The organism is Erwinia sp. JH02 (assembly GCF_013074405.1).
Lineage (GTDB): Bacteria > Pseudomonadota > Gammaproteobacteria > Enterobacterales > Enterobacteriaceae > Erwinia > Erwinia rhapontici.
In genome coordinates this window covers 189,527-206,930 of the sequence record NZ_JABANZ010000002.1, presented here as the reverse complement: position 1 = coordinate 206,930, position 17,404 = coordinate 189,527, and the positions used below count along the sequence as shown (strand labels likewise).

17 protein-coding genes and 1 tRNA gene are annotated in these 17,404 nt (G+C 54.1%); 5 read left to right on the top strand and 13 right to left on the bottom strand.

The window, feature by feature from the left end; genetic code table 11:
• Positions 1–14: 14 nt before the first annotated feature.
• The 3 genes from HHI26_RS05590 to HHI26_RS05580 form a co-directional block, all read right to left on the bottom strand.
• Positions 15–854, bottom strand: a complete 840-nt coding sequence (locus tag HHI26_RS05590; protein WP_244874725.1) for an ABC transporter substrate-binding protein — start codon at positions 852–854, stop codon at positions 15–17.
• A 224-nt stretch (positions 855–1,078) separates the two neighbouring features.
• Positions 1,079–2,989 (bottom strand): flagellin, encoded by a 1,911-nt coding sequence (locus HHI26_RS05585; protein WP_166653750.1) that lies wholly within the window; start codon positions 2,987–2,989, stop codon positions 1,079–1,081.
• A gap of 106 nt (positions 2,990–3,095) precedes the next feature.
• Positions 3,096–3,169: transfer RNA gene (locus HHI26_RS05580), tRNA-Gly, on the bottom strand.
• A 227-nt stretch (positions 3,170–3,396) separates the two neighbouring features.
• On the opposite strand from HHI26_RS05580, the gene HHI26_RS05575 reads away from it, so the two are divergent.
• Positions 3,397–3,684, top strand: coding sequence for a hypothetical protein (locus tag HHI26_RS05575; protein ID WP_133845689.1), 288 nt, complete (start codon positions 3,397–3,399; stop codon positions 3,682–3,684).
• Positions 3,685–4,093: 409 nt separating this feature from the next.
• Here HHI26_RS05575 and HHI26_RS05570 read toward each other — a convergent pair whose 3' ends face one another.
• From HHI26_RS05570 to HHI26_RS05560, 3 genes are all read right to left on the bottom strand, one after another.
• Positions 4,094–5,119 carry a sensor domain-containing diguanylate cyclase gene (locus HHI26_RS05570; RefSeq protein WP_133845688.1) on the bottom strand — a complete coding sequence of 342 codons (1,026 nt, stop codon included), beginning with the start codon at positions 5,117–5,119 and terminating at the stop codon, positions 4,094–4,096.
• A 231-nt stretch (positions 5,120–5,350) separates the two neighbouring features.
• Positions 5,351–6,970, bottom strand: coding sequence for a methyl-accepting chemotaxis protein (locus HHI26_RS05565; RefSeq protein ID WP_133845687.1), 1,620 nt, complete (start codon positions 6,968–6,970; stop codon positions 5,351–5,353).
• Between the two features lie 116 nt (positions 6,971–7,086).
• Positions 7,087–8,160, bottom strand: coding sequence for an alpha/beta fold hydrolase (locus HHI26_RS05560; protein ID WP_171148765.1), 1,074 nt, complete (start codon positions 8,158–8,160; stop codon positions 7,087–7,089).
• 330 nt (positions 8,161–8,490) lie between these two features.
• Here HHI26_RS05560 and HHI26_RS05555 point away from each other — a divergent pair, with 330 nt between their 5' ends.
• Positions 8,491–8,814 (top strand): cupin domain-containing protein, encoded by a 324-nt coding sequence (locus HHI26_RS05555; protein ID WP_167864107.1) that lies wholly within the window; start codon positions 8,491–8,493, stop codon positions 8,812–8,814.
• Here HHI26_RS05555 and HHI26_RS05550 read toward each other — a convergent pair.
• The 7 genes from HHI26_RS05550 to HHI26_RS05520 form a co-directional block, all read right to left on the bottom strand.
• Complete coding sequence (locus HHI26_RS05550) at positions 8,800–9,471, bottom strand: SDR family oxidoreductase (protein WP_171148764.1); 672 nt, start codon at positions 9,469–9,471, stop codon at positions 8,800–8,802. The two genes, HHI26_RS05555 and HHI26_RS05550, sit on opposite strands and share 15 nt — an antisense overlap.
• Before the next feature lie 126 nt (positions 9,472–9,597).
• Positions 9,598–10,101 carry a protein disulfide oxidoreductase gene (locus HHI26_RS05545; RefSeq protein WP_133845683.1) on the bottom strand — a complete coding sequence of 168 codons (504 nt, stop codon included), beginning with the start codon at positions 10,099–10,101 and terminating at the stop codon, positions 9,598–9,600.
• Complete coding sequence (locus HHI26_RS05540; protein ID WP_171148763.1) at positions 10,098–10,817, bottom strand: DsbA family protein; 720 nt, start codon at positions 10,815–10,817, stop codon at positions 10,098–10,100. Before HHI26_RS05540 ends, HHI26_RS05545 begins: the two co-directional genes overlap by 4 nt.
• The gene (locus HHI26_RS05535) at positions 10,814–12,844 is read right to left on the bottom strand and encodes a protein-disulfide reductase DsbD domain-containing protein (protein WP_159337475.1); all 2,031 of its coding nucleotides are present in this window, start codon (positions 12,842–12,844) and stop codon (positions 10,814–10,816) included. Before HHI26_RS05535 ends, HHI26_RS05540 begins: the two co-directional genes overlap by 4 nt.
• Positions 12,845–12,889: 45 nt before the next feature.
• Positions 12,890–13,252: a copper resistance protein gene (locus HHI26_RS05530; protein WP_133845680.1), complete on the bottom strand. Its 363-nt coding sequence runs from the start codon at positions 13,250–13,252 to the stop codon at positions 12,890–12,892.
• 89 nt (positions 13,253–13,341) lie between these two features.
• Entirely contained in the window at positions 13,342–14,730 is a 1,389-nt protein-coding gene (locus HHI26_RS05525; protein WP_171148762.1) for an amidohydrolase family protein, read from the bottom strand.
• Entirely contained in the window at positions 14,723–15,364 is a 642-nt protein-coding gene (locus HHI26_RS05520; protein WP_133845678.1) for an ankyrin repeat domain-containing protein, read from the bottom strand. The genes HHI26_RS05525 and HHI26_RS05520 overlap by 8 nt, the downstream gene beginning before the upstream one ends.
• 146 nt (positions 15,365–15,510) lie before the next feature.
• Between HHI26_RS05520 and HHI26_RS05515 the strand changes: the two genes are divergently transcribed.
• The 3 genes from HHI26_RS05515 to HHI26_RS05510 all read left to right on the top strand — a co-directional run bounded on the left by HHI26_RS05515 (position 15,511) and on the right by HHI26_RS05510 (position 17,404).
• Entirely contained in the window at positions 15,511–16,452 is a 942-nt protein-coding gene (locus tag HHI26_RS05515; RefSeq protein WP_167864109.1) for a LysR family transcriptional regulator, read from the top strand.
• A gap of 64 nt (positions 16,453–16,516) precedes the next feature.
• Positions 16,517–16,672 carry a cold-shock protein gene (locus HHI26_RS25670; protein WP_133845783.1) on the top strand — a complete coding sequence of 52 codons (156 nt, stop codon included), beginning with the start codon at positions 16,517–16,519 and terminating at the stop codon, positions 16,670–16,672.
• Positions 16,673–16,759: 87 nt separating this feature from the next.
• Complete coding sequence (locus HHI26_RS05510; RefSeq protein ID WP_159337471.1) at positions 16,760–17,404, top strand: SMI1/KNR4 family protein; 645 nt, start codon at positions 16,760–16,762, stop codon at positions 17,402–17,404.

Below are 17,404 nucleotides of genomic sequence, written 5' to 3'. Positions count from 1 at the left end.
TGATACCTGGCTGATTATTTTGCTTCGATTTTGAATAACCGGGGTTGTGGCGATTTAGTTTGCGGGCCAAACCAGGTGTCGTAGATGCTCACCGCCTGACCGTTTTTCTCCAGGTTCAACAGTTCGTCATTGACCACTTTCAGCAGGCTGGCTTCGCCTTTTTTCACCCCTACGCCAATCTCTTCCTTGCTCAGTAACTCAGGCAGTACTTTGTATTTGGCTTTATCCGGTGCACCGTCCAGCAGGCCAGCGAGAATGGTGCTGTCCTGAGTAATTGCCTGCACGTTGCCATTACGCAGGGCAGACAGCGCCAGTGGGATATCGTCATACGACAGCACGCGTGACTGCGGGAAACGGTTATGCAGTTCCTGTTCGCCGGTGGTGCCTTTTACGGCACCAATGCGTGCCGTCGCGTAGCCATCCAGTTTATCCGGTGAACTGACGGGCACCAGGAACTGCTGTCCGGTGACAAAGTAAGGCACTGAGAAATCGATCACTTTTGCACGCTCAGGCGTGATAGTGATATCGGCCACAATCAGGTCCGCTTTACCTGACTGCAACAGGGGGATGCGGTTTGCCGGGTTGGTCGGTACCAGTTGCAGCTTCACGCCCAGGGTTTTTGCCAGAGCTTTCGCGAAGTCGACGTCATAACCGACGATTTCGTGGGTTTTGGCATCCACTGAACCAAACGGCGGATTGGCGTCAAAGGTGGCGACTTTCACCACGCCGGCTTTTTTGATATCCGCCAGCTGGTCAGCATGCACGGCAAAAGTGGTGATGCTGGTCAGTGCCAGCAGCAGTGCAGCAGAAAGGCGGGTTTTATGGAATGAGCGGTTGTTGTGTGTCGCCATAATCATAGTTTTTCCTTATGTATAGTCCGAAAGGGGGGATAACCCCGTTTTCCTGAAGGCAGGTGATCGTTATTATTTTCTTTTAGGATTGATAGCGTTACATAAAGGAAAAATGACGGCTACAAACAAAAAGGTCTATCACCTGCTAAATTATGCATAAGTAAAACATTGGTATTGCGCGGGTTGATCAGGTGTTGGCAGGACGTTAGCGGCAGTGACCCTCTGAATTATCCCTCCAGCAACGACAGCACCATTTGTGGCGTGGTCGTCATCACCTTCGACAGTAACGAGGCGCTGGACTGTTGCAGAATTTGTGCCCGGGCCATTGCGGACACCTCGACGGCATAGTCGGCATCTTCAATACGTGAACGTGATTCAGCAAAATGGGTGGACGTGGCACTCTGCACGTTCTGCACCGATGTCAGACGGTTGGCAGCGGCCCCGAGCAATGAACGCTGGCTATCGATACGGCTGATGGCTCTGTCGAGGGTCGCTAACGGGTCATCCGGATTACGCAGCCGGATTTCAGAACCCGTTTCCGCAATGCTCATCTGGGTGTTGTTTGTGGAAGCATCCGTGACGGCAGCCATCGTCGTGGTGAAGAAGATCTGTACATCACCCACTCCTTCCAGCGTTTTCAACAGGTGGGTATTATTGCCGTCATTCAGCGTGACCAGCGTTGCCGTCTTGTTGACGGTTCCGCCGTGTACATTCATATAATAATTACCCTCCGCATCGAGACGCAGCACATCACTAAAGCTCTGGCCGCCGTTTTCGGTGTAGCGGGTTTCAACATTTGCCGGGTCAAGCGTCACCACGGACGTTCCATTGACGGTCGATACCGCGGTAAAGCTGTTCTGGCTGGCGATGCTGCTGGCCGTCACGCTCAGCGAAGTGAGCGTTCCATCACTCGTGGCATTGACACTGGCGTTGTAATACTGATAGTTGCCGCTGCCGTCACCGACTTCCATCATGTACTGGCTGCCGTATTTCACCAGGCGTGCATCACTGTTTGCCACGGCATTGCCATTTGCATCCGTAAAGGTGAGCGTCGCGGTGCTGGTGTCGATTGCCGGAGTGGCTGAAACCTGGGTCGGCAGTGGTGTGAAGTCCGTGTCCGGCTGGCCGCTGGCGTTGGTTATCTGCGCGGTCACAGCACCGCTGGTGGCGAAGTGAATATCAGCCGCGTAATAGATATCGTTCTGTTCGATATAATACTGACCGTTGTTTTCTGTCAGGGTCGGCGGCGGGCTGTTGCTCAATGCAGTTCCGTTGTCGTCCAGATAGTTAACGGAAGGGAGGGATCGAGCGGCGATAGCGCTGACGCCGCTATACAGCGGAACGTTACTGGAGGTGCCAACAGAAATCGTGCCGCTTCCGGTGGCAGTATACCACGTTGCACTATAAGACGCCGGGTAAAACGTTGGCGTGCCGTCGCTGGCGGCACCCTGTATATAAAGCTGGTTCGTGATGTTGCTTCTCACCAGCTGCGGCGATGTCAGCGTCACTGGCGTCGAGTAGTTCACCGAGACGCTGCCGTTGTTCAGCGAGATATTATTGGCGATGCCGATAATGGTATTCGCTGGCGTAATTGAACCGCTGATGCCGCGGATAATCAGGTCCTTTAAACCCAGCTGTTCAACACTGAAACCCTGTGATAAATCGAGGTCGATTTTATTATTATCGTTCGCACCCACCTGTATACCTACTTTACCCGCACTGCCGTTCAGCAGGCTGATGCCGTTAAAGCGGGAGGTGGTATTGAGTCGATCGATCTCTTTCAGGTTGAGATTGATCTCCGCCTGAATCGCATCACTGTCGGTCTGTGAGTAAGTTTCACTGAGTCCCTGCACGGCGAGTTCGCGGATACGCTGTAAACGACTGTTGATTTCATTCAGTACGCTTTCGGCTGTTTCTGCCAACGATAAGCCATCAGCGGCGTTGCGCTGCGCCTGTTCCAGCCCTTTCTGCTGACTGGTTAAACGATTAGCAATAGCCTGCCCGGCAGAGTCATCACTCGCACTGTTGATACGCAGCCCGGACGAGAGACGACGGATAGATTCATCAAGCGCAGAGGCGCTTTTCATCGATTGCTGTTGTACAACAAGGGCCGACGTATTGGTTTTAAGGGTTAGCATTATCATGCTCACTGATGATTTTATCTGATGAATGTTATCGGCAGTCTGCAGGGAAGTTTTAACTGAAATTTTGCTTAAGGAGGAAAATCTGATGCAGCGGTAAAACTGGAGCGGCCAACGGGAATCGAACCCGTGTCATCAGCTTGGGAAGCTGAGGTAATACCATTATACGATGGCCGCCTGGTGTGAGGTGTCGGATGAGAAAAGCGTTTGCTCAACGTCCGTGCCGCAGGATGTTAGCACAATGATCAGTGGAAAAGTTGAGTAATATCAAAAAACTTCCAGCGGCACGGCGCTTTACCCTGTACCAACCCTGTCATGACGGCTACCTGACGTGCGTGGTTAATTTATGCAGCGGTGAGGAACTGTGCAAGAATGAGTAAAAATGACAGTGATACCGGGAAATGATGTTTAAAACGATAATGTTATGTCTGATGCTGGTGGGGTGTACCGCTTCGGTGGGACAGAACTTTGATGACAGCAAGCTGGCACAAATCAAGTATGACAAAACGACCAGACAGGATCTTATTTCGCTGTTTGGCGAGCCTTCCTCAGAGACGCCCTTCCCGGAGGGGCAAAGCATTCTGATGTGGACCTGGAGCCAGGCAAAAGCCATGAGTACCACCGAAGGCAGAACCCTGACCATCCGACTGATGAATGGCAAAGTGAAAAGCTATACCGTTAATAAAACCTGACTCCCTGCATTTTCCCATTTTTCGGACACAAAAAAACCGACTTCATCTGTCGGCTAAATTTTGCAGATACTCAAGTATTATGCCATCAGGTTTACCTGGTTGCCGTCGTCGACATTTCTGTCTCTCCAGCAACCCCCCGACTTCAATTTCATCGGCAGGGCGGTAAAATACTTTAGCAAAAAACATGAGTATTGCTGCTCATGCCTCATCCCTTGAGGGCTAGAACCATACATACGTTGCCAGACAGTATGCCAGTGTCAGTGACAGCAGAATCAGCTCTGCAGGTTTAATCAGGTACATGACAGGTCCGTACAATTCAGGATGAGTGCTACTTACATCGGTCTCTTTCACTGAAACTTTAGGGATACCTGCCCGGAAATCGGCAAGTTCAGGCAATGTATAGGGTCTGCTAAAGCGACTGGCCACAGACCTGACGCTGTTTGCGGCGCCCTTTATCTTCGTACATGGCGGCATCCGCATCGCGCACGGCGCTGTCCGGGGTGCTGAGCGATGGGTCCACGTGAATGATGCCGATGCTGGCACCAGCATAGTCTATCCTTGTGCCCGAGAGATGATAGCGTCCGCTCAACAGTGCAGAAATACGGTTTTTGAATGTCGTCGCGGCTGCGGTCTGAGCATCTGAGGCATCAAGGGTGGCAATAATAAATTCGTCCCCCCCCAGGCGTCCCAGAACGTCATCCTCGTGCACCAACTCTTTCAAGCGCTCGCCGATGGCCTGCAAAAATTCATCACCGGTTTTGTGCCCGTAACGGTCATTAATCTGCTTGAATCCATCAAGATCGATAAAGGCCATCATCAGATGATGTGTATCGTTACGCGCGTGTGCAAACAGCTTTGGCAGGTTGGCAAACACTGCCCGTCGGTTTGGCAGGCCCGTGAGCTCATCGGTGTGGCTCACTGCCGTAAGCGCAGCGTTGGCTTCCTGCAGCTCTTCCAGCAGCTGTTCTTTACGAATGTACTGGGAAATCAGCTCGGCAAAGAGCTGAAGCACCTGTTCAGCGCGATCTGACAGTTCCCGAGACTCTGAGCTTGCTGCGCATAGCGTGCCATAAATCGCGCCGTCACCCAGCCACACCGGGGTACTGACATAAGTGGTGATCCCCAGCGCTTTCGCGGCTTCGGAATCCCCCCAGACTGCCGGAACATCGCAGGTATAACTGCGGCCCTCGTCCAGAGCGCGTTTACACAGGGTATCTTCCCAGGGAACAGACAGCCCTTCAGGGATCTGCATTGCTTCGCTGTTGCGCGCATAAACGATGTGTTGCTTGATACCGTCTGCATCAATATGGGTCAGGTAGGTGGATTCCATATCCGTGACCAGCTCCAGCATCTCTAGCAGCTGGCGTACAAAACCTTCGAGCGTTTTTTCCGATCCAAGCGCCGTTGAAATGCGCTCAATCAAATTTTCCTTCATAGGTCAGTTTCCCGGACATGGTGTTGATATTCAAAAAGAGAAAGTGAGGCGTCAAAACAATGTTGTTCGTTATAATTTTTAGTTTTAGGAGCGTATATAAATGTGCTCCGGCCTTGTGTCACTGAGTTTATCATCGGACTGAAAAGAAAAACATTGAGGGGAGAATGCAAATTGAGTAGTTGGGAATAATCTTATGGGTAAAAGGGCCGTCATCATCCGGCCCATCTGAGTTTATCGCAGGTTAACTAACGCCATATCTTGTGGCCCTTTAAACAGGTCGTTTTCCAGCGTGGTTTTCTCATCCTCGACCTGGAAGCGGGTGACCGACTGCTGCAAATTCACCACCTGCTGTTGCAGGGAGCTGGCTGCCGTTGCCACCTCAGAGACCAGTGAGGCATTCTGTTGTGTCACGCCGTCCATCTGATGAATGGCAATATTAATCTGCGAGATACCGCGCGTCTGCTCCCCGGAAGCCAGCATCACTTCATCCATGATGTCCACCACTTCTTTCACGTCGACCATCACTTCATTCATGGTGTTGCCTGCCGTTTTCACCAGCCCGACGCCCTGTTCAATACGGCTGAGAGAGTTATCGATCATCGAACCGATCTCTTTCGCCGCCGTTGCGCTACGCTGGGCCAGTACTCGTACTTCAGAGGCGACGACCGCAAAACCGCGACCGGCTTCGCCTGCACGTGCCGCTTCTACTGCGGCGTTGAGCGCCAGCAGGTTGGTCTGGAATGCAATGCCATCAATCACGCCGACGATATCACCGATTTTGGCCGAACTGTGTTCGATGGCACTCATAGTCGACACGACATCAGAGACAACGCTGGCACCGCGTGAAGCCGATGCTGAGGCTTTTTGCGCCAGTTCGTTTGCTTTGCGGGTGTTGTCCTCATTGTTTTTAACCGTCGCCATGATTTGTTCCATGCTCGACGCGGTTTCATCCAGCGAGGCGGCTTGCTGTTCGGTGCGGCTGGAAAGATCGATATTGCCGGAAGCAATCTCCTCTACGCCCGCGCCAATCGCATCGGTACCGTTACGCACGACAAGCACCATATTTTCCAGTCCGTCACGCATACGCTGCACGGCGGCAAACAGATGGGCGATCTCATTTTTTCCGCTGGCATCAATACGCGCACGTAAATCGCCTTCAGCAATGCGGTCAAACACGGTAACGGCATTGTTGAGTGGTTTCACTACCAGGTTGGTCATCACTGACCAGGCCAGTCCAGCCAACAGCAGGGCACAGGCGATAGCGCAGTAGAGGATGAACTGCATAGTGCTCACCCGATCGCTGGAGTCTTCATACGCCACATCAATGCTTGAGAGCTTAAAGGCGACCAGCGCTTTTGAGGCTTTATCAAAGGCGGCATAGAGTGCCGTCGACTTCCCGGCGCGCTGGCGATAGTCGTCAAGATTACCCGCTTCCAGCGCGGAAAACGCCGGGTCAATAAAGGTTTTCATCAGGGTATCGCGTGCGGCAGCCATTTCTGTGGCAATCACCTGCTCTTCTTCTGATTGCGGATATTTCAGATAGTCCTGCCATTTCGCCCCGGCACTGTCTACTTTACCTCTGGCTCGTTCTAAGGCGACTTTGGCTTTCTCGGTGTCGCCATTGACCATCAGTGATTCATACAGACGCAAATCTAATCGTCCACGCAGCAGCAGCTCGGAACTTTCATTCAGTGCAACCAGCCCTGGCAGCACTTCGGTATCCACGCGGGCAAAGGATTTATTGCCAGACTGCACCGCAACTAATCCCAGAATACCGACAAAAAGTAATAATGCGGCTAATGAAAAAATCATCATGCTCAGTGCGGTACGGATCTTTATTTTACGAAACATAGCGTATTCCCTGTTGCCGGTTTGATAATGAGGAAAAAGAGTGGTGTCGGAAATAAAGGCATAATAAAAATAAAAGACCGGAGGCGACATGGGTCACTTCCGGTCAGGTACGGCTGTTAATTATTCGCGTGTTCCCTGGTGCTGGCTAAAAATGACTTCAGTTTCTCGTTATAAAATTTTGCCGACATCATGGTGCCATGCCCGCTGGTCTCTGCACTGGCCGGAATAAGCCACAGCTCGGCCTTTTTAATCTTGTTTAATTCGCGGCTCAGCGTGCCGGTTTCCACCGGATTACGTTCATCATCTGCCGAATTAATGATCAGCATGGGGGCGGTGATACGGTTTAATGCGGGTTGCGCATTATAATTCGCTGACGAACCCCAGATATAAATAAAATCGTTGGCGTCAGCGGTAAGCGGGGTAGCCAGGCGGTCGTCAACCAGCTTATCGGCCAGCGCACGCGTTGGTGCTTTATGCTGCCAGGCCAGTGTGCCGCCAGTGGTGGCAATACTGAACATAATGCTGGCTGTTTTCAGCGCAGGGGGCTGCTGACGGTAATTGCCCTCAGCCCAGGCGGGATCGCCCTTGATGGACTCAATTAACATACGGCGCATCATCCAGTTACGACCGGACAGCTCAGCAGGCTGCGAAGCCATGGGCACCAGGGCATCCATCATGCCAGGGTATTTTTCACCCCAAAGCCAGGTTTGCATACCCCCCATCGAATACCCCATGACCAGACGTAAATGGGAAATGCCCAGCCCTTCTTTGATTAAACGATATTGCGCGGTGACCATATCGTTATAATCGTAGTGCGGAAACGCCATACGCAAACCGTCGGACGGCTTGGATGATTTTCCGGACCCAATACTTTCCGGCATGATAATAAAATATTTGCTGATATCCAGTGCCTGGCCGGCACCAAATAATTCGCCGCCAAATCCCTCGGCTAATAGTGCTTTTATTGGCTGGTTAGTTCCGTGAAGTAATAATATAGCAGGTTTACTACTGTCGCCCAGCGTGTAGTAATGAATGCGCAGGTCTTTCAGCTTCTCACCGCTGTTAAAGGTGAATTCCGGTGCAACCCAGTCGGCTTCTTTCGGTGATAACACCGTGCTGACTGCCTGTGTTAAAGGTGACAGGCTTAACAGAATAATGCCTGTTAATCCTGATACGATACGGTTAGCCATAAAACAACTCATCGGTAAGCAAGGAGTATTGGATGGCCGATGTTAATGTCAATTGAGAAAAATCCCAATAAACATAAACATCATCAATGATAAAAACAGATTATGTTCTGATTGTTGCTGTTTACACGAGATGTTTTCCAGCTAATTTTTATTACGTTAACACATCGGATATTCCACTTTAGTCTTCCCTGAATATTTCTTTAGTCACGCTTTCATCTTACTGTCATTTCACTGTCACTAACTGCCGTGTGGAAAAGCTTAGTGAAATATCTTCGTTCCTGCTGTGCGAAATTTCGGGTATCTCTGTCTGTCACCCGACAGGAGGATGGTATGTTTCAGGCAGCATCATTATTAACCGGGGCCGCAGCGCTGCCGGATGTGTGGCGTTCTGCCATTATCAGCAAGATTGGCCAGGCGAATGTGAAACTGATCCGCATGGGCGGAGAGGGGATACCGGATGAAGTGCATGAGCATTTTGCCGAGCTACTGGTGGTGATTGACGGGCAGATGGATCTGGCGATTGACGGGCAGATCGTGGCGCTGAAAAGCGGGGACTATTTTGTGATACCGCCGGGCAGCCCTCATCGGGTACTGCCCGGCAGCAGCGGCACATTACTGCTGGTCGATGCCGATAAGGCCTTACCAGGCGAGTAGTTTTCCGCTGTAATCAATGTAGTGGTGCCCGCCTTTGCCACGCCAGGCGACCAGCTGATCGGCAATGCCACCCGCGCTTTGCGCCACCGTCAGTGGGGCATTTGTCCCACCCATATCGGTTTGCACCCAGCCCGGGTGAACGCAGAGCAGCGTCTGGCCCTGGGCATCCGTCTTCGCCGACAACCCGCGTGCCAGCATATTTAACGCGCCTTTACTGGCCGCATACAATGGATACGTTGCATCAGGATTCTCATTCAGACTGGCGAGCTGCGAGGTCATCAGTGCCAGAATGCCGCTGCGGGGTTTGACCTGTGGCAGCAGCGCTTCAGCGCAGCGCAGCGGCGAGAAGGTGTTGGTCATAAACAGCGCCATCAGCTCTTCGTCGCGGGTACGCGACAGCGTTTGATGCTCCGGTCCATAGACGCCTGCGTTAATAAACACCACATCAAACTGCTGGCCAGCCAACTCCGCCACCAGCGCTTCTCTCTGATCCGCCAGGTTAATATCCAGCGTTAGCCAGTGGATGGACGCCGCACTGTCCGGCGTGTCCTTGCGCGTCGTGGCGGTAACCTGCCAGCCGCGATCGGCCAGAGTCGTTGCCAGCCCTAAACCGATGCCGCGCGAAGCGCCAATAATCAAAGCCTGTGGGGTTGTCATGAGAATGCCTTATGTCATGTCGGAAGCGTAGGGATCGTGCGGAAAAGCATAGCAAAAATTCAAGCTGTCAGGTGATTGCCTGTGCTAAGTGAGGCGGACAAGCGAATGCTCATCCACCTCTGACGGTCAGCTCAGGCCCGCCCACCACAGCCGCAGCTGCATGCCCCAGCCACTGGTATAACCGGTAGTGGTGCCCACCACCTTGCCTTTATCAATAATCACCAGCGTTGGGGTCACGCTGATATGCCAGTTGGCAGACAGTCTGCCTTCCGGGTCATTCACCAGCGGCATGTGATACTGCTTTGCTTGTAAATAGCGCTGCACCTTGTCATTTTCACCGGAACGTAGCGCAATGCCGATAACGTTGCGGCCTTGCTGTGCCATATCAGCCACCGTTGGCGTGGTAAAGCGACAGACACCGCACCAGCTGGCCCAGAAATAGACCAGCAGCGGGCGCTGCTGGCTTAACGCCTTTAGCGTGACCTCATGCCCGTCGAGGGTAAGCAATGGCTGGTCAGCAAAGGCCAGCGGTGCCTTTGGCGCGCGCCAGCTGTCCATCACCCACATCCCCCCGGCCAGCAGCAGCGCCAGTACCAGTATCTCACGTGCCCAACGTTTCAGGCGGCTCATGGCGTTTGTGCCAGCTGCTGTTTCACCAGACGCTCCAGCTCTTCATACGACACGGCGCCAGGCAGCAGACGGTTACCTATCAGCGTGGCTGGCGTGCCTTCAATGCCCAGATGCTGTGCCAGCTTCAGGTTGGTATTCACCGTCTCCAGGCTCTGTTTATCCGGCTGCGTTATCGTCACGCCCAGCTTTTTCTCTGCGGCCTGAATACTGGCGTCATCATGGTTGCCCTTCTTTGCCATCAGACGCTGGTGCAGTGCCAGCCAGCGATCCGGCTGCTGTTGCCACAGCGTCAGTACTTCGCGCGCAGCGGTCATCGAGCTTTCGGCACGGTATGGCAGCGGTTTGATGATCACGGCAACGTCCGGGTACTGCTGCACAATTTTTTCCAGCAGCAGATCGAACTGTTTACAGTAAGGGCAGTTGTAGTCGGTAAACGATACCAGCGTCAGCTTCGCATTGTTTGCACCGAGGCGCGGCGATCCGGCATCGTCATACAGTGCCGCCTTGTTCTGTTCAATCACCTGGCCAGTCACATTGGCCTGCTGCGCCTGTGCCTGTTTATCGTAAGCATTGGCGGCTTCAGCCAGAATCTGTGGATTTTCCACCAGTGTTTCGCGGATCAGTTGCTTAATCCGTGCCTCCTGCTCCGGGGTAAACGGGGCCGCAGCCCACAGCGGTGTAGCAACCAGTAACAGGGCAATCAGAGATTTTTTCATTGTTCAATTCCTTTGGCATTATTCAGGGTTTTCAGCAGGGTGGCACGGTCAAGCAGCGGAGAAAGCACCACGCCCTGGGGAGCACCCGGTCCATAAATTTGATTAAACGGCACGGCCACGCTGCCGCGCTGTTGCAGGAAATGGGTGATCGTTTCAGACGGACGACTCCAGTCACCGCGCAGGGTCACCACATCATCTGCTAATAGCGCCTGCTGCACATCATCGCGCAGCAATACGTTGTATTTATTGGCTTTACAGGTCACGCACCAGTCGGCAGTGATATCAATAAACACCCGTTTTTTCGCGCCCAGAGCCTGGCGGATCGCCTGTTCTGTCAGCGGCTGCCAGGTAAGCCGATCCTGCATTCTGTGCTGATCTGATGTCGCGCTGAATGTACCCGCCAGCAACACGCCACCGGCCACCAGCAACAGCACTACCGTGACCAGTGCCGCCCGCCGGAGGCCGAACTGTTTCACCAGTGTGACGAGCAATACCAGTACGATCGCGGTCGCAACAGCCAGTGTGGCGAGCAGGCCAATATGATTCACCAGCAGGCTGATCAACCAGAAACAGGAGGCCAGCATCAGCATCCCCAGGGCGATACGTACTCCATTCATCCAGCGCCCGGGGCGTGGCAGCTTCAGCGCCAGGGCGGGCCAGGCGGCAATCAGCAACCAGGGCAGGCTCATGCCGATGCCGAGGGCGGCAAACATCACCCACAGCAGTGGCAGCGGTGCCGCCAGGGCAAATGCCACCGCAGTACCGAGGAAGGGAGCTGAACACGGGGTGGCCAGCAGCGTGGCAAATGCACCCTGCCAGAAATGCTCGCCAGGACCACGGCCAGAGTACGTTGCCAGACGGGTATTCAGGCCTGATGGCAGGCGCAGATAGAGCAGGCCAAACAGGTTGGCGCTGAACAGCAGGGTCACCAGTACCATGAAGCCAATAAACCACGGATTCTGGAACTGAATACCCCAGCCCAGGGCGTGATTACCCAGACGAAGTACCGTCATCAGCAGCGCCAGCACCATAAACGAGGTGATAATTCCGGCACTGGAGGCGATAAACTGGAGTCGCACGTTGCGGCGGTCGCGCTGTGGCGTATTAACAATGCTGCCGAGTTTCATGCCCAACACCGGCAGTACGCAAGGCATCAGGTTGAGAATAAAGCCTCCCAGCAGTGCCGTCAGCAGCATCTGCCACAGCGGCAACACCGGGGAGCGCTGTCCCCATCCTTCATCAACCAACAGGGTAATCTGTTGCGCCAGGCCGTTATCCGCCAGTACCAGAGACAGGTTCTTTCCGGTGATATCGGGTGCGTTGTCACCCCATTCATCGCTGACCGGCACGCGGGCTATCAGCATTGAACCTCTGAGGGTAAAGCGTGGTTCGCCAAAGCTGGCACCCTCCAGCCCGTCAAGGAACAGCGCAGGCTGCTGCCAGCCGTCCTGACGTTCGGCAACAATCTGTAGCTCTCCCTGTTGATAACCCGCGACGAGGGTGTCAGCAAGGCCGCGTTCAATCGGTACGCTGCCCATCGCCTGGGCATAATCATGTTCAAACGACGCATCAACAGATGACGTCATATCAATAGTGAACGGATAGTCGGTGAGGATGCAGACGTTGCTACAGGTGGAGAGCGTCAGCGTTCCGACCAGACTTTTCGGGGCCGGGCCGGACAGTTCAATCGGCAGCGTAACGCGCTGATGATAACCCTGAGTGGTGATCCCCGCGACGTTAAAACGTTGCGGCAAAGGCCAGAACCAGTGTGCCTGGGTTACGGCATTCTGCCAGCGAATGGTCGGGGCAATCCCGCCTTCACCCGGCGATCGCCAGTAGGTTTTCCATCCATCCTGTAACTGAATATCCAGCAAGATGCGAGTGCGGTCGGCCTGTGAGGCATCGGCACGCAGGCGAACCTGAGCGTGACTGTTTTGGGGGTTTTGCAGCCAGCCACTGTCAGCGGCCTGCAATGCGGGCAGCCAGAATAGCAGCAGGAGAGCAAAGCTCCTGATAAGCGTAAACATGTTATTTCTCCGTAAATGATTAAAAGACACCGGTGGAACGGTGTGTCATTCGCGGAAATTACAGTTAATCAGATGGATACGGAGTAGCGGCGCACGACAGGGGCGTGCCGGAGGAAAAATCAATGGGAGAAGACAGCACAGTGCCAGTACTAACAGGAGAATGACCGTGGCAGGCAGGACGCTGTCGAACAGCAGCGGGGCAGCCAGCAGCAGCGTTTTGGCGCTGAGTTCACAAGGGGTTATCGACGCGTCATCTGCGTTGTCCGGGGCGGTATTGCTGAGGCTGAACGACGTGGTTGGAGGCATTTGCAGGGCGTGCAGGCTTGCCATGCGCTGTGCCATACAGACCAGTATGACCAGGCAGGCGAGCGCCAGAAAGCCCATTGCGATGCGTTGTCGTGTTGCCATTACCCGCCCCATTTGAAAAGAGCGACCATCTTAATCAAACGGTCGCGTTTAACAATGGTTACGCATGTAAACTTTTGTCTACCGGGGGATTACACCTTATTGAGCGTGCTCCAGACCAAACTCCCCTGATGGAAGGTGGCGGTGCGTGGTGAAATGCGCGCCACCGCTTCTGCCGAACAGGAGGCATCGACCAGCACAAAACTGGCCTCGTCCTGTTCCACGGGCCAGACGCGCTCGCCTTTATCATTTAGCGGCAGGCGGTTCCCGGTAGCAATTGCCAGCGCGCGCGACAGCGCCAGTTCACCCGGGCGCACATAGAGCTGAGCGTACAGGTTGGCTTTCTCCAGCATGTCGCCCAGGCCATAGGGCGACCAGTGGTCGATCACGCTATCGGTGCCGGTCATCACAAAAACACCGTTATCCTGAAGCTGTTTCAGCGGCATATGCAGCGTGCCAATCGGCACCGTTGAGGCGATGCTGATCTGCTGCGCGGCCAGACGCTGTGCGGTCTCTTCTACCTGCTGTGGTGTGAGGGTGGCCAGTGCAAATGCGTGGCTGATCGTGACTTTGCCCTTCAGCTGCGGCGTTTTTTCCACCCGGTCAATCATATAATTGATGGCGGCCACCCCGGCCGGGCTGGTTTCATGCAGATGGATATCCACGCCTTTGCCATAGTCGACGGCGATCTGAAACATCGTATCGAGGGATTTTTCCATATCGCCATCAACGCTGGTGGGATCCAACCCGCCGACGTAGTGCGCTCCGGCCTGCATCGCTTCGCGCATCAGTGGTTCAGATTTTGACAGCAGCAACCCGTGCTGGGGGAAGGCGACGATCTCGCAGGTAAAACCGGATCGACGGCGTTCCAGTACCGCCATCAGGTTTTCCAGATTTTTCAGTCCGGAAACCGGCTCGATATTGCAGTGACTCCGCGCCACGCTGGAACCTTTTGATTGCAGCAGGTCGATCAGTTTACCCGCCCGCTCCTGTGTGTGGGGCGCCAGCTCTGGCAGCAGGCGATGCTCCAGTGCAATCATCTGTTTAATGGTGGTCCCTGCCGGGCGTGACTGCACGCGCCACGGGCCACCATAGAAGGTCTTATCCAGATGGATATGCATATCGCGCATGGCGGGCAGCAGCAGTTTTCCTTCGGCATCAACCCGCGTCAGGCTGGCATCCGGGCGTACCGCGTTAGCACGTACAGCAACGATCTTGCCGTTATTGATTTCCAGGCAGTGCAACGCGGTGCGGGTGGCGACCACTTCCCCCTCCTGGTAGTGAAAGCCGGTTTCCAGCAGGACGTTATCAAGGTAATAGTGGCGGGCGCCAACGGTGGTCATGGGCGTTTCCTGTTCGGTGAAGACAGACGATCCGGCGGCAATGGCAAGCGGGGGGCCTGCACCGAGGATGGCGCAGGCACCGAGCATTTTACTGCCGTGGCTGAGAAAGGTACGACGCTGCTGATCGGGCTTATTCATCACGGGCTCCTGCATGGATTAACTGTATAGCAATGGCGTCATAACCCAGTGAACGCGCCAGTTGCAGAGGGGTTTTACCGTACTTATCCGTCAGGTGCGGGCTGGCACCGTTATCCAGTAATAGCTGAACGATCTCCTGCTGCTTTGCGCCACCGTCATTCAGCAGGATGGCTTCGAGCAGCGGTGTCCAGCCGAGGAAATTAGTGTGGTTGACGTTGATGGTGGTGCGGGACAGTAACTCGCGCACGATCTCAACATGGCCTTTTTCGCTGGCGGGCGTCAGGCCAATGCCGCCAAAGCGTGTCACCCGGGTGAGGTCGGGTGCCGCAGGCAGCAGCAGGCGCAGCAGAGTGAGATCGTTATTCAGGCAGGCGAGCAAAAACGGATTCAAACAGGTATCGTCCTGCTGATTAATATCGGCGCCCGCCTCGATCAACCAGGCGACACAGGCATAGTGCTGGTGCTGTGCCGCCAGCGTGATGGCGCTGGTGCGCTGCGCGGTGGTGACGTTGAGATCCACGCCCTGATCCCGACACTGCTGCAAGATATCCTGCTCGCCCTGTTGGGCAGCACGGAGGAAGCGTGCCTGTAGTGTGTCGTTGGAGGTGGAAAAGTCAGGATGTGCAAATGACATACAGGTTCCCGGATAAGCAAGTGATGGTCCAGGAAACGACAATAGCAGCCAGTGAAAGACGGTGATATCCGTGTAAAAATAATTCACCTGAAAGGCCTTTCTTGTTGAATAATAATCAATGAAACCGGAACACGAGGGAATGTGCGATGAACTCCATTTTTAGTGAAGAGAATTTGCAGGTGTTTGTCACCGTGGTGCAGTGTGCCAGCTTCAGTAAGGCGGCGATTGAGCTGGGGGTCACCACTTCAGCGGTCAGCTACACCATTAAACGCATTGAAACCGGGCTGGGTGTTCCGCTGTTTGTGCGCCATCCCCGCCGGATTGAACTGACGGAGTCCGGCGACTACTTTTATCGTAAGGCGCTGACGCTACTTAACGATTTCGGTGCCATTCAATACGGTGTCGATGCTATCGCCCAGGGCGTAGAGGCCAGGGTGCGTATTTGCATCAACCATCTGTTGTATACCCCGCATCACACTGCCCGGCTGCTACAACTGCTGAAAAAGCAGTTCCCCACCTGTCAGGTGACGGTCACTCAGGAAGTGTATAACGGCGTCTGGGATGCGTTTATCCATCACCAGGCAACGCTGGCGATGGGGGCACCGGATGTGCCGCTGGACAGGGATGGCATTGACTGTCTTGATATCGGCTATGTGCACTGGCAGTTTGCGATCGCGCCCCATCATCCGCTGGCCGCATTGCCTCAGCCCATCAGTGAAGGTCAGATGCGGCGCTATACCAATATTATGGTGGCCGACACGGCACAGATGCTGAACCAGCGTGTTGGCTGGCTGCTGCACGGGCAGGAGGCGGTTCTGGTGCCTGATTTCAACACCAAATGTCAGTGTCAGATTCTGGGGGAGGGCATTGGCTTTCTGCCGGACTATATTGTGCGCGACGCCGGGGAGAAGCTGGTAACGCGTGAGGTGATGAACCCCCGCCAGGATTCACGGCTGCTGTTGGCTATCCGCCAGCCCGCCAGCGGACAGGTCGCATTGTGGATAAAACAGCAGTTTGCCCCAGATGGCGTGCTGAGTGAGCTCTATCAGGATTTACTGCATCGCGAAGATAAAACAGACGGAATGTAAAAACTGTGTTAACGTCTTGCCCGTACCAATAAAAATTTCTCTTAAAATAAAAATATGTAGGTCTATTATCCAAAATATTAAATATCAGTGTCCGTCTTGTCACGGATGTCAGTACCGCTTCTCGCCTTTCAGTATCACCGCAAAAAATCCCCATGGTGCCAACTGTATTTTCTGTAAATCCCAGATGGTTTGTCTGCCTGCCACTGCGATACAGAACTAAACCCGTCGAGCGTTTTCCCCTGGCCTGTTGTTGATGTTAACCTTAGCGGCTTATCACTGTTAAATGTCGACATCTCAGGGCCGTATGATGACTACCTCAACCGCAAAACTTCTCTCTCTCTGTAGTGACAGCCTGGCTGCCGCCCCACAGGACATGCACTTCAGCGCCACGGTTAATCCCGCGCTGCTCGAAGAACTGCGTCAACTGCTGGCGATTAAAAACGGCTGCTATGGTTTTGTTTCTGCGCTGCATATCTTTCCCTGGCAGGCAACGGAGAGTGAACCTGGCCTGCAACAGTGGAACCAGCCTGATCTGTGGATTTCGGCGTTTCAGGATATGGCGCTGGATGCGCTGTTCTTTGCTGAAGATATCTTTGGCGTGCAGTTTTGTCTGCGGCAGGACGGGGTGTTCAGCTTTGAGCCGGAAACCGGCGAATTCACCTGGCTGGCGGCAAGTCTGGAGCACTGGAGTGCCCTGATTCTGGAAGAGTACTCAGTGTTAACGGGTTATCCGCTGGCGCTGGACTGGCAGGATCAGCACGGGGCATTACCGGCGGGTTATCGCCTGGTGCCGAAAACACCGTTTATTGTTGGCGGTGAGTTCGTGCCGGATAACCTCCAGGCGGTACGTAGTGAAGATGCCATGCGTACCCGCGCGCAGTTTGCCGTGCAGATCAGGGATCTTCCTGAAGGCACGCGCATTGCCGTCAGCCCGTCAGATCCGGAAAGCTGA